This is a genomic window from Pseudomonas sp. v388 (genome assembly GCF_003935425.1).
Lineage (GTDB): Bacteria > Pseudomonadota > Gammaproteobacteria > Pseudomonadales > Pseudomonadaceae > Aquipseudomonas.
Window position 1 is genome coordinate 1 of record NZ_RHQN01000014.1, and the last position, 13259, is coordinate 13259.

Annotated in this window: 6 protein-coding genes; all 6 read left to right on the forward strand. The window is 59.1% G+C overall.

Annotated elements, in window-relative coordinates:
- The first annotated feature begins 470 nt into the window (after nucleotides 1-470).
- The 6 genes from EGJ27_RS24490 to EGJ27_RS24515 all read left to right on the forward strand — a co-directional run bounded on the left by EGJ27_RS24490 (nucleotide 471) and on the right by EGJ27_RS24515 (nucleotide 13010).
- Nucleotides 471-2246 carry a hypothetical protein gene (locus EGJ27_RS24490; protein WP_125833328.1) on the forward strand — a complete coding sequence of 592 codons (1776 nt, stop codon included), beginning with the start codon at nucleotides 471-473 and terminating at the stop codon, nucleotides 2244-2246.
- Nucleotides 2247-2269: 23 nt separating this feature from the next.
- Complete coding sequence (locus EGJ27_RS24495; protein ID WP_125833329.1) at nucleotides 2270-4645, forward strand: hypothetical protein; 2376 nt, start codon at nucleotides 2270-2272, stop codon at nucleotides 4643-4645.
- Nucleotides 4646-4728: 83 nt separating this feature from the next.
- A complete protein-coding gene (locus tag EGJ27_RS24500; protein ID WP_125833330.1) occupies nucleotides 4729-7113 on the forward strand; it encodes a hypothetical protein in 2385 nt (794 codons plus the stop codon).
- Nucleotides 7114-7197: 84 nt separating this feature from the next.
- Nucleotides 7198-9486: a hypothetical protein gene (locus tag EGJ27_RS24505; RefSeq protein WP_125833331.1), complete on the forward strand. Its 2289-nt coding sequence runs from the start codon at nucleotides 7198-7200 to the stop codon at nucleotides 9484-9486.
- 71 nt (nucleotides 9487-9557) lie between these two features.
- A complete protein-coding gene (locus tag EGJ27_RS24510) occupies nucleotides 9558-12449 on the forward strand; it encodes a hypothetical protein (protein ID WP_125833332.1) in 2892 nt (963 codons plus the stop codon).
- An 84-nt stretch (nucleotides 12450-12533) separates the two neighbouring features.
- Entirely contained in the window at nucleotides 12534-13010 is a 477-nt protein-coding gene (locus tag EGJ27_RS24515) for a hypothetical protein (RefSeq protein WP_125833333.1), read from the forward strand.
- Nucleotides 13011-13259 lie beyond the last annotated feature (249 nt).

Genomic DNA, 13259 nt, shown 5'->3' on the forward strand with positions numbered 1-13259 from the left:
CGCTATAGGAAATGCCTAATGCAAGTCCCGGCCCACGAAGTTCATTGCTGGCAACTTCCGGCAGGTCGATGGCGATCCGATATAACCCGGTACGGGGATCGACACCGCTCTGCAGACAATTCATGAAGTTAAACGCACTGGAATGTACGGAAGAAGAAGCGGCCATGGGTTCAGCCTCGTCATTGGAATAGTCGCGCACAGTGCCGCGAGCCGACAATGTGCAGATCAAGCCAATTGGAGGAGGGCGAGGCGCATGCGAATTGCTTTCATATTAAAAGTGGCGACACCACAGTTGTTTTACATCAATAAGATGTAACTTCTCGCGCATCGTCAGTCCATCAGGCTTCACTAAACGGTAACAGCTAATAACAGGCAGACAACCTAGTAGTTCTGCTAGTAGGCAAGCGAGCGAGCGGGGCGTAAAAAACGCCGAAACGTTTATTGATTGTTCGATAGTCGGAGCGAGACAGATGCCTAGGCCACAACCTACCATCCCCGATCTTGGACCTGACAATGCCGTCGACCTCGACAAGTTGGCGGGGGCGGATCTCTTGACCTATATCAACTACCCCGGCATGGCGGACGGTGATCAGTTCTACCCCAACTGGCGTGGCTGCGGAGCCCAGGGTGAAGTCGTCGACATATTCGATAATTTGACCACCGTCGATATGAACGTCGTAACACCTGACGGCATGCCGGTCAGCATTGGCAACGGCTTTCTCGTTCTGCTGGATCAAGGCTGGGTGTTTTACTCTCATCGCGAATATGTCCCTGGCGCACCGGATCCCCATGGAGATGAATCGTTGCGCCGTTTTTTCTATGTCGGCAAACGTCCTTTGGCGGGCAGTTCGCTGACGGTTGCCCAATGCAAGGAATCCCATGATCTGGCCATCGATGGCTGGCAGCTTCCGGACGATGGCGCCACGTTCGTGACCGTGCCTTATCGGGCTATGTCGGCTGGCGACAAAGTCGTTCTGACGCTGGAGCGTTTCTTTGAGGTCGGGGTACCCCATGATCCTTTCATTCTCAGTCATGTGGTGGAGGAGGAAGAAGTCGGTCAGCCCCTGGCCTGGAAAGTGCCCAAGACTGAACTGCAGATCATCTTCGACGGATTCACGGAAGTTCGTTACAGCATCGAGTACGCAATTCCGACTACGCCAACGGTTTCGGCCGTTCAGACACTGTGGATCATTGAGCCTGCGACGCCTCTGCTGCCGGCGCTGACCATCGAGGGGTTCGCCGGGAACGATCTGGACCCGGACGCTTTTCCCGATGGGATCACCCTTCAGATACCGCTCTACCCCGGCATCCAGGTTGGGGACGATGTGGTGTTCTACGCCAGCAGTGACACCCGGATCATCAAGTCGCTGCGGGTCGACACCTCGACCGTGGACAGCGGAGTGCTGGAATTCCATCTCGACTATCCATGGCTGTCGCAGAACAACGGCCAGCGTCTGCAGCTGATGTATCAGTACGCCAGGGCGGGCGCCTCGGGCACTTCCATACCCTTGGCAGTGATGCTGCGCAAACCTCTTTATCTGCCTGCTCCTCGAGTGGAGGGAGCGACCGCCGATGGTGAGAACCGTGGCTATATAGAAGTCAGGTCACTGATCGCCGGCGTGAATATTTTCGTTCCGGACGATGCTGTGATCGGTGCCGGTGACAAGGTGCAGATGCACTGGCAGGGCAACGGTGCAAACGGCAGCGCCATCGTCGACCCCTCCGCGACCAATCCGAAGAAATTCCAGATAAAACCTGAGTCCGTACCGGCCAATATCCGTCGGCGGGTCGATGTGTTCTACGCCGTGACGCCACCGGGCGAGGGCGAGGTCACGTCGACGATCTACGACCTGGAAATCAAACTCACCGGCAGTCACTGGCCGACGTTGCAGATCGAAGAACCGGACATCATCAACCAGCAGCTGTCTCTGGCCAAGGTGCCTGCCGGTGGCGCCGAGTGCCTGTTGGCGGCCTGGATGTTCATGGCGGCAGGGCAGCGGGTGCGCATCCGTGTCACCGGCCGCTTGCCCGACGGTAGTGAATCGACGCTGAACCTGCGTGAGGGTGATCAGGAGGTCGTCACCGAGGACGAGCTTTACCAGGGACAGGTCTGGTCCATCATCCCGCGCGGGTTTCTAGAGTCGTTGAAGATCAATAGCCCCTTACACGTCGATGTCAGAACCAGCTTCGATCTGGGGAACAGCTACGAAGTATTTCCCCGACTCGACCTGACCCTGATTGCTTGATCAACCACATGGAGGTGGTCGTCATGGCTGACAATTCTTTGAAAAGCCTGCTGGCATGGATGAAGGATCCTGCCAGCGAGGTGATGTGGAAATGGGATGCCATCGCGGCACTGGCGCGAGGCAAGGTCAACAGGCTGTTGATTCAGGAATATATCGCCCGTTTTACCAACGGTTCCTATCTTCCGCCCATCAGCGCGGGTATCGAGACAGTCGGCGACCAGTGGCAGGAATACATTCATGACTTTGTCCTCGATGCGCCGCGCCTGTCTTTTGAAGTCGAAACAACCGACGGCGCGGAGTTCGTCAAGGCAGTGCTGACGATGTCGGTGATGGGGGGCAGCCAGATATCGATGGAAAAAAATGTCGATTACTGGCAGACGGCCAAGGTTAACTGGATCAGTCCGCTACAAGGGCCAAGACTGTTCCTGGACTTATACCTGGAGCATGTCCCAGGCGTGGTCAAGGAGGATGGCCGGGTCTACCTGGACCTCCGCTTCTCCGACAATTTCCGGTTGACCTTCGGCTCGACGGCAAACGAACAACGCCTGGGCGGTGCTTTTTTCCAAGAGCTGTTCAACGCGCTGCCGGACGAAAAGCGTATCTATCTGCTGGGCTCCATCGAGGAAGGCGGCATTGCGTCGCTGCGCCCGCAATCCTTCAAGCTCGGCGCGCAGTCCAATCGACTGACCACCGACGAAGGTTTCGGCGATGGCTCAGTGCTGGTGTTCATTCAGATGACGGGAAGCGTTCAGGGCGGGATGCCGGGGGCGGATTACCGCTACCTGATTCCCGACGATCAAGGCGCGGATTATTCAGCGACAGTGCTGTTTGCCCGGGAGCGCGTGCAACGGGTGGCGCCGGTGGCAGAAAGCGTTCTGCCGCTGGTTTCCCAGCTGTTGGGCAGCGATGATTTCGATCTCGTTCGTGACGCTGAGGGGAACCTGACCAGCGCAAGTTCCAACGATGGCGGGGTCCGGATAGAGGCTGTCAGTTTTGCAAGGCTGGGTCCGTTCCATTGGGAAAATGCAGAAAACGTAATTTCCATTCGGATAGACGCACCGGCAATGCGTTTTCCCGCCAATGCACCGTTCTCGGCTGCCATCACCGCCAATGCCGACAACACCGTGACGCTCAGATGGTCTTCGCGCTGCGATGAGCATATCGTGTGTGTCATTGAGGAGTTCCCGCATAGCCGTCCCCCGTTCGGCCTGGACTATCGATTCAATCTCACGCTCGAGGTGCGGTACGGAATGGGCGCCGACGACAGCGGCGGGCTCGTGGTCAGGCCTCTGGAATTCAATTATCAGCTCGATCATTACGACGACGCGTCTGCGGCGAGCGGCAAGTTTGGCCCTCCGGATCCCTGGCATGGAGATTTTCTCATCGCCCTGCAGGGCTGGTTGGCCATTGAGTTCCTTGACATCGAACCCAGGATCAGAGCAGAGCTGGATAAGTTTGCGCAAATGTCAGTGCCGCTGGATGGTTTCATCGACGACTGCATTCAGCTGAATTTCGGACACTCCATTACTGACTCGCTGATTCAGGCACCTCGTGATATCGGCGCCTTTGGCCGGGTCAATCCGCTGACCACCGCCATTGCCGTCGACCCTATCGAACCACGGTTGTACATCGGTTCGACCCAGCAGTTCTCCGTCACGCCGCCAACACCGGTCAGCTGGACGGTGGAGCACCTGCTGCGTAGCGCCGACAACCCCGGCACGATCAATGCCGATGGGCTCTATAGCGCACCACCTGGGGTAGCGGCCAGCCATTTGCGGGTGCGAGTGACCGCTGAGGCCGAAAATGGCTTCAAGAGTTCGGCGCTGGTCACGATTCTGCCCAGTCGGTTGACGGTCAATCCACTGATCTGTCTGTGCGATCCCGAAAGCACCGTAGCGCTGGAGGCCGGCACACTCAACGGCGGCGCGGTGACCTGGGCGCTGGTGACGCAAAACCCGGACAGTGGAACCCTGACGCCGGATCCGGCAACCGGTCGCTGCATTTATACCTCCAGCAAAGCCACCACCACCGACTCATTCGTACTGGACGAGATCAAGGTCAGCGGTGAAGGGGACTCCACTTCGGTCTATGTGCTGGTGGGTCGCACGTCCACGGTGTTGACGCTCAAGCCGGACCCCGAGGCCGTGCTGCCGCAGGGTCAGGTTCAGTTGCGTGCCTGGGTGATCAAGGAGGTAGAGGCCACCTGGTCGTTGCCGCTGGGCGGCCCCGGCAGCATCGATGCCAAGACCGGCCTTTACATCTCGGACCCCAACGCCCTTCACCGCTACGTGCTGGTGCACGCCGAGCGCGACAGCGAGTTCGGTCTGTATGAGGGGCACATCATTTTGCCGCTGCCTCTGTCCGATTTTTCCGAAGCGCTTAGTCTGATGAGTCTCTGAATAGCAAGATGCCAGGTTTGCGGAAGTCGTCCGCAAGCCTGGGACTGTAAATCTTTGAACGGTATCACCAGGGAGGTGATGTCATGGCTGGTCAAACGTTGCCCCAGCTCCTGGCCTGGATGAAAGGCTCCGACAATCAGGTCATGTGGGGCTGGGATGCTATTGCGGCTTTGGCGCGAGGCAAGACCAATACATTACTGATCCAGGACTATATCGGCCGCTTCGCGAGCGAGTCTTATCTGCCGCCGATCAGCGGCGTTATCGAACTGGTCGCCGACATGTGGCAGGAACACATTCACGGCTTCGTGCTGGATGCTCCGCGTTTGTCATTTGAAGTCGACGTGGTGGATGGCAAGGAATCCGTCAAGGCGATGTTGACGCTGGCGGTGATGGGGGGCAGTCAGATATCGATGGAAAAAGTCGTCGATCGCTGGGAAGTGAGTTCAATAAAGTGGATCAGCCCATTGCAGGGGCCGAAGCTGTTTCTTGATCTGCAACTGGAGCAGGTGCCCGGAGTTGTCCAGAACGACGGGCGACTACATCTGGATCTGCGTCTGGCAAACGATTTCCGCCTGACCTTCGCAGGTTCGGAAGCCGATCAGAACCTGGGCGGGGCTTTTTTTCAGGAGCTTTTCGAGCAACTTCCGGATGAGCAGCGGATTCTTCCCCTGGGCAGAATCAAGCCGGGTACCAACCCGCTGATGCGCCCGCAGTCTTTCAGACTGGGTGCGCAGTCGAATCGTCTGGTAGATAAACAAGGCTTCGGCGAAGGCGCTGTCATGGTCTTCATCCAGATGGAAGGCAGCACGCCCGGAGGTATGCCGGGGGCCAGCTATCCCTACCTGCTCCCCGCTGATGAGGACAAGAACCACTCCGCCGCTGTGCTGTTCGCCGGTGCGCGCATCAGGAAGCTGGTGCCGGTGTTGGAAACCGTCCTGCCATTGCTGACGGGACTGCTGGGAGGCTCTGCCAGCCCCCATTATGAGCACGACGTTCAGGGCGCACTGCTCAAGGCCACCTTGACCCAAGGGTTCCTGAGGGTCGGGGAGAAAGGCGCGAGATTGCCGGTCGTGTCCGGCGGGCAGACGCTCTGGGTCAGTGTGCTCAGCAACGCCATGGATTTTCTGGTCAAGCCGGATGTACCCGTGGTCTTGACGCGCAATGATGACAATTCCGTGCGTTTGACCTGGACGCCGAGCGCCACTTCTGCGACCAACTGCATCTTCGACAACAACGCCCAGCCCCCGATCAGTATCACCCACCGGTACGCCCTGACGCTGGATGTTCTGTATGACTTGGGCAGCGACGGCAGCGACGGGCTGAGCGTCCGGCCTGTCGAATTCAATTTTCATGTCGATTCTGAACGGCTTACACTAGCCCAGGAGGTGGACAGCAAGGACCCGTCTCCGGCCGCCAGCCCTTGGACAGAGTTACTGTTGCTGGTGGTGGCCGGTTACGTCGCAGGTAGATCGACCGACATCGAGCCTCGGATTCGAGAGACCCTGAGCCAGTTCATGCAGGTGGATGTGTCCGTGGACGGGCTGATCGAAGACAGCATCGAGCTGAACTTCGGGCACGCGATCAAGGAAGTCGCTCACTATTTTCCACGTGACCTCGCGTCGTTCGGTCAGATCAATCCGGTGACAACGGCTTTTACCGTGGAGCCCCTCGAACCGTTGATGTTCGCTGGCATGAGCCGCAGGTTCAGCACCGTGCCTCAGACCGCCGTCACCTGGTCGGTCGAACCCTTGACTGCAACTAGTGCCAACCCAGGCAGCATCGATGTTGACGGGAATTATCACGCGCCGTCCCTGGCGGATATTCCCGTCCACGATGGTTTCCTGAGAGTGCGTATCACCGCCAGCAGCGGTACGGGTGTCAGGAGCTCAGCGCTGGTCACGGTCCTGTCCTCGAGACTTACGGTCAACCCGGTCATCAAGACCTGTAACCCCGGCAGCTCTGTAACGCTTGTATGCGGAGGGATGCTCGAGAGTGCGCCGAGCTGGACCATTATCAATCCCGAAGCGGACAGCGGTGTGCTCAAGGCAGACGGAAACGAATGTATCTATACCGCTAGCCCTGCGACGACCGCTGAAAGCTTTTTGCTCGACGTAATCAGCGTGTCGGGCGGCGGCGCCCTGCTACCCAAGTATGCGTATGTACTGGCTGTACGCCATCCCGCAACGTTGCACATCAAGCCGGACCCTGATGCGCTCCTGCCGCCCGGGCAGTTGCAGCTGCGCGCATGGACCACCATAGAGGTGCCGGCCGTCTGGTCAGTCAAGGTGGACGGTAACGGGAGAATCGACCCGGCGACCGGAGTCTTTACCTCCAATCCTGATGCTCCGGATCGGTTTGCACTGATCTTTGCCCAGTGCGACAGCGAGTTCGGACTGCTTGAGGGCTACCTGATCCTGCCGTTGCCGCTGGCCGATTTCAGTGACGAATTGCGACTCATGAGCAACTGACTAAGGAAGAAACCGCCGGCAACGATGGTTGGGCGTTGTCCAGGCGCAAACCCGTTCAACCGGTATCACCAGGGAGGTGATGTGATGGCCAGTCATTCTTTGCAGAGTCTGTTGGCGTGGATGAAGGATACCTCGCGACTGTGGGGTTGGGATGCGATCGTAGCGTTGGCAGCGCCGCAGGTGAATCGAGGCCTGCAGGATGTTTACACCCGCAGGCTGCTGGAGTCCGGCGATCAACCAGTGCCTGCCGGCGCGTTCACCATTCCGGACACCGATCTCACGGTGTATTTGCAGGATGTGGTCCTGGCTGCCCCGGTGTTCTCGTTTGAGCAGGCCTCGCTCGATCACACCGATATGTCTATGACGCTGCCCTTGTTGATCGGTCGTGAGGTGCTGTTGAAGGCGGGCGGGGGCGGCAGTGCCATCCAGCGCATCGCGATCTATGAGCCGGAAAATGCACCACCTGTTCAAGTCGAGCTCAAGCTGCACACTGGCCCCAGGACAGTCGAACTGGACCTGGCGCAGAGCGTCGAGGTGAAGTTCATGTTCGGCCCGTCGCTGGTGCAGCAGCTTGAAGGTGGCAAGTTCTTTGGACAGTGGTTGCAGTCTCCCGAAAACCGGCAGCGGACGTTTGCTTTGGTGAGCTTTCCTGATCAGGGCAATCCGTTGATGTCCACGCGCCGTATCGACGTGCGTACCCAGTCGGACAAAGCGCCTGCCGGCGCTGCTCGCCAGGCGCTGATGCTGTTCATCACCATGGAACACGGCGTGACCGGGGCGGTGCCCGCTGACGCTGATCCGCAATTCCTTTACCTGATCCCCAACGATGCCGACCAGGCGTTCTCCAGCGCAGCGATGTTTTCCCTGCACTTGCAACACCGAGCGGCCTTCGGCCAGGCTGTTTTGCAGATGCTGGGCAATCCACCCTTCGACTACAGTGGCGATGCCTCCGGTTTGCTGAAAAAAATGACCGCAGGAGGCGGCACCGTGCAGGTGCCCGCATTGAACTATCAGAGCGGCAATTATGTGTTTGAATCCCAGGCCTTCAGTATCGAGGCTGCTTCGGGAGCAGAGCCGCTGAGCGTGGAATTCGAACCGGCCCAGGCCACCCAGCGCTGGCGCTTCTCCTGCACAGTCACGTTCAAGTACAGATGCCTGCCTGACACCGAGTGGATCGCTCACACTGCAAGCTTCGATGTACTGCTGGAGCATGAATTCCACCTGGGGCCTGATGAATCGGGCGCGTCGGCCATGGAAGGGCATCTGTTCGCGCCCTACGCGCTCAGTGATGAAGTGCGCCCGATGTCGGGCCTGCCGGGCAACCTGCCGCCCGATGATCTGGCGGAGATCACCGGATTCGTCGGCTATGCCCTGAAGCGCGCACTGCTTGAGAAATTATCCGAAACCCTGACCGTCACCCAGACCGACATTTTCCTGGGTGGGTGCAGCTTCGCCGACAGCCATCGGTTACATCCTTCGGTCACCGCGCTGCCCCATGACCTGGCGCTGTTCGGTAAGGTCGGCGGCTCACCGTCTCCCTTGAGCATCGTCGAGCAGCAGATCTTTCTGGCGGCCGGGGCGCAGCAGCAGTTTACCGCCGCGCCTCCGGTCGCCGGACTGCGCTGGAGCGTGGAGAGCCTGCCGGGCAGTGTCGGTAACCCCGGCACCATTGACGAGCAGACCGGTCTTTATCGCGCTCCGCCGGCCCACGCCATGGGAGGGCTTTTCGAGCGGGTCATGGTGGCGGTCACCGATCCCCAGACCAGCGACGTCAGCATGGCGCCGGTCACTGTATTCGCCCATCGCATCATGATCACGCCGCTGCTGCACGTCTGTAATTACGGCGAGCGGGTCGAGCTGTCCGCTGCCGGGCTTGGCGTCGGAACCCTGACCTGGGCGATCAAAAATCCAGTACCTGGTGAAAGCGGTGAGCTGGTGCTCAGTACAGAGCCTGGCGGCGACCATACCTACATTGCTCATGGAAAAGTCCAGGAGAAGTCTTTCGTATTTGAGGAAATCGAAGTGGGTACCGGTGAAACTGGGCAATCGGTCAGCGCGTTTATCGTTGTGCAGCACTTGTCCCAGAGCCTGAGCGTCAAGCCTCTGGAAGATGCCGGGCTGCCGGCAGGCCAGGTGCAGTTGCAGGCAACCGTGAGGGAGACGGTCGTCGCCGCGCAGTGGTCGCTGCCGTTTGGTGGGCCGGGTTCGCTGGGGGCGGACGGCATTTACACCGCGCAGCCGTCCGCTAAAGACCTGTTCGTAATCATCTTGGCGACGTACGAGAGCGAGCTGATCGGCAAGCTTGAAGGGTATCTGGTGTTGCCACTGCCGCTGGCCGACTCATCCGGGCTCATCAAGATACTGGCTCGATAACAGGTGGCATGGCGCTTCCGAAACCGGATCGTCACCGCCGTTTTGACATTGTTTGATCAGAGGGATCTGTCATGTCCAACTCAGTGCAAGACCTGCTGGACGTCATGGCCCAGGGCACCGTGACCCGTGGCTGGGGGGCGGTGTCGGTGTTCGGGCGCGCCAAACTCAATCGCCTGCTGGAACAGCAATTCATCGACAGTTTCAAGGACCGCAAATTCCTGCCCGGCTTCATGGGCACGCTGTTTCTGGACAACGCAGGGCAGGAGCGGGCCGAACTGGAGGGTGTCGAGCTTGGCAAACCTCTGTTGTCATTCAGCACCGCGTCGCTGACCAACTCCAGGGCGCTGCTCACCATGCGCATGGTCGCCGGGCAGTACAACACCTTGCATCAATCGTCCGGTGGCGCACGTCTTCTTTCATCCCGGGTCAGTATCGCCGAGCAGCATGGCTTCACGCTGGAAATCGATATAGATCTGTCGCTGGTCGTCGGCGAAGTGGACAGACAGGGCAAGGTGACGCTGAAACTGTCGGAGGGCCTGGAGTTTCGTTGCAATCTGGCAGGCACGGACACCGCGACCAATCAGCGGCTTGCGGGCTACTTCAAAGAGGCCTTTGCCCGGTTGCCGCCCAACCGTAGCGTGTTCGAGTTGGGCCGGTTGAACCTCAGGGGCTACAGCGCCCTGACCCCCAACTATTTTCGCATCCTGACTCAGGCTGCACCGGGTGCGAAAATCAGAGGCGCCGCCAATTTCGGTGAGGGCGCAGTGGTCGTGTTCATCAAGCTCAACGGCAATGAGCAGCCGGGGCATTTCCCGCCCGCAGGCGATTTTCCCTACCTGATTCCCGATGACCGGGACGCGGCGGGCGCAGATAAATATTCAGCCTCAGTGATTCTGTCCAGCGACATGCTTGCCTACCTCAGGCCGGGTGACCCGGATATGCTGGGCAACCTGTTGTTCCCCGGTGCCAATGCATTCGTCGAGTCCGAGCGTCACACCCCGGCCGATCTGGCAATCTTCGGCAACATCAGCCCCACCCAGACCAGCGTCACCCTCAGCCCGACGTTCGCCACGATCCGCGCAGGACAGACCCAGCGCTTCACGCTGCACGACTGGCAAGGCCGGGAGCTTCAGGCCGCCCGCTGGACCGCGACCGGATTGGAAAACCATGGTGCTCGAGCAGAGGGCAGCATCAGCAGCGGGTTGTATACCGCAGCCGATCCGTCCGCTCTGGGCCGCGACACGCTGCGGGTCGTGGTGACCGCCGAATATGTCAGCGACTCAATCACCTACACCGCGTCGGCGTTGCTGCTGGTGGTCTTCGACAACATGAAAACCGCACCGCGGATGGTCCTGTCGTCCCCCGGCGCGCAGACCCCACCGACCCGGCTGGTCGCCACGGTCCTGGACGGCACCGATGTGACCTGGGCCTTGAGCGGGCCGGAATACGGCAGCCTGCAAGTCGACGCCGGACAGGCGCTATTTACCCCGGACGCCCGCAGCTGCAGAAAAAGCTTGCAGGTTCAGCAGATCAAGGCTCACGGCAGCGAAACCCAGACAGCATCGGTGCTGCTGGTCAATGGCCAGCAGATATTACACATCGAGCCGGCGTTCAAGGCCAATGTCAAACGCTCCGCCACCGTTCAGCTGCGGGATGATCAGGCTATGCTGCCTGGCGCCGCGCGGCGCTGGAAGTTACTGGGTGGTGAAGGCAGCGTCGACGCGTCCGGGCTGTTCACGGCCCCGGCCCACGGTAGTACGTCCACCAGTATCGTGGGCTGTGAGATCGTGCGTAACGGGGTGGTGTTCACTACCGGTTACAGCGTGATCGAACTGTCCGAACTTGAGCCCGAGCCTACCTGGAAAGAACTGTACAGGTTCGTGGTCAGAGTTCCGGGTGGCTCGGAGCAGGATCGCGTCGGCCAGGTGGTCGCCAATGGCTATCAGCAATTGCCGGTGCAGATCGAAATCGAGACCACCGACGTCGATGGCGTTCATTACCCGCTGAGTGTGACCGAAGTGGCCAGCCTGCGCCTGGTAGATGATGTCTCCAAGCAGCAGATCGACTTTGTCGACACGTTACTGGACGGTATCCCCGAAGGAGATGATCAGAAATGGCGTACCAACCTGGTGCGCAACCGCTTCAATCTGGCCATCCCGATGGTCGCCCCCCAAAAGGCGCCGACCCGCAGAGATCCGACGATCCAGGACATGTTCTTGCATACCCGCTCCAGCGATAAACCGGCAGCTTTTCATGCCACCTTCCAGGCTGACAATCAGGCCTGGTGGAAGAGCACCGATCTGGGGGATTACAACGAGACCATCGTGGTGACGCCCACTCCCATCCCGTTTTTCACCGATGGTGATTACACACCGTTCAAGTGGGTGCGGGTCGCTGGCACCTCACCGGTCAATGCGGACGCCACTGACGACGACTGGTTCTATCTGCGCCTGAATACTGTGGACTACTGGAAACTCGAATGCAGGCCTCAGAACCTGGGGGCTGCCGTTGCCTTCGAGACACTGGATTTCATTCCGGTGGACGATTCCGGACAAGTCAGTACCTCCACCATTCGCTGGGAAAGTGAGCAACTGGACGAAACGATGTTCAGCTGGACCGGCCACGTCTTCTGTCCAGCCAAACAGGCACCTGCGAGCAAGGTCCAGTTCGATGAGGACCTCCAGAAGGTGATGGACCCCGGGTTGCTCGACGTTTCCACCGCAGCAGGCAATTACACCCCGGGCACGCTGGTCATCAGCCTCCACCGTTTTGACGACGTTCCCTATGTGAGGGCCAACGTTCCGGCCCGGGCGAAGTTGTCACGGGATCTGGCCGTTGTACTGATCGATGCGAACGGTAACCCGCATAAACGACGTATCTCATTCCTGCCAGCCAGCGATATTTCAGACCGGAACAAGCTGCAACACGCCGGGTTCACCCCTCCACCCGTTCCGCCTGTCTGATGCCGGACCTGAGAGGGCAGTCATCACGGACGCGCGTTGCGGCACTGGTCCGCTCGCGCGAGTTTACTGAAAAGGAGTTCAATCATGACCCTGTTAAAACACGGCGTAGTCGCCACCTTCGTCACCTTTGTCGCCATGTTCCAGCCCCTCGGCTGGGCCAGTGAATACGATGAGGGGAGTATCTCTTTTGCCGAGGATACGACGGAGTCCAAGACCTGCAACATCCCGTATATGGAGGGGGATTATGACTTCAAAGGCGAAAGCCCCGACAACTGCGTCAACGATGAAATGAGCTATTTCCGTCTCAATAAGGTGCCGTCGGCCAGTCAGTTCGAGCTGGAAAAAAGACGTTGTAATGAGTCGGGTGGCTGGGTCGTGGTCCTATCGGTGTTCAAGAACCCCACGACCACCGGCTGGATCTCGATACCGTCTCTCAAGCAGTACCCGGAAGGCCACATTGTCGCGGCCGGCGTCAGACTCAAGGAAAAAAAGGAAATCGGTGACGACGATCTGAAAGGTGAGTTGAGTTGCGTGCGCGTTCGCCGCTCGGCACTTCCTTGATCTTGGCTGCGCAATCAACCCAACCCACCCGAGTGCAGGGATGCAGGCGCCCGTATTGTCGGGCGCAAAGAGGCGAAGGAAAAATGGCCAGTTCTACTTCAGTTCACTCCAATGCGTTCAACTTCATGAGCTTTCTGCAGAACGGTGTCGATCCAAGGACCGGCCAATATACCGTCGCGATCAGTCTGCCGGAGGTCAAGTCCAACGACCTGCGCGGCCCGGAAATCCCCATCGGGCTCAACTACAACC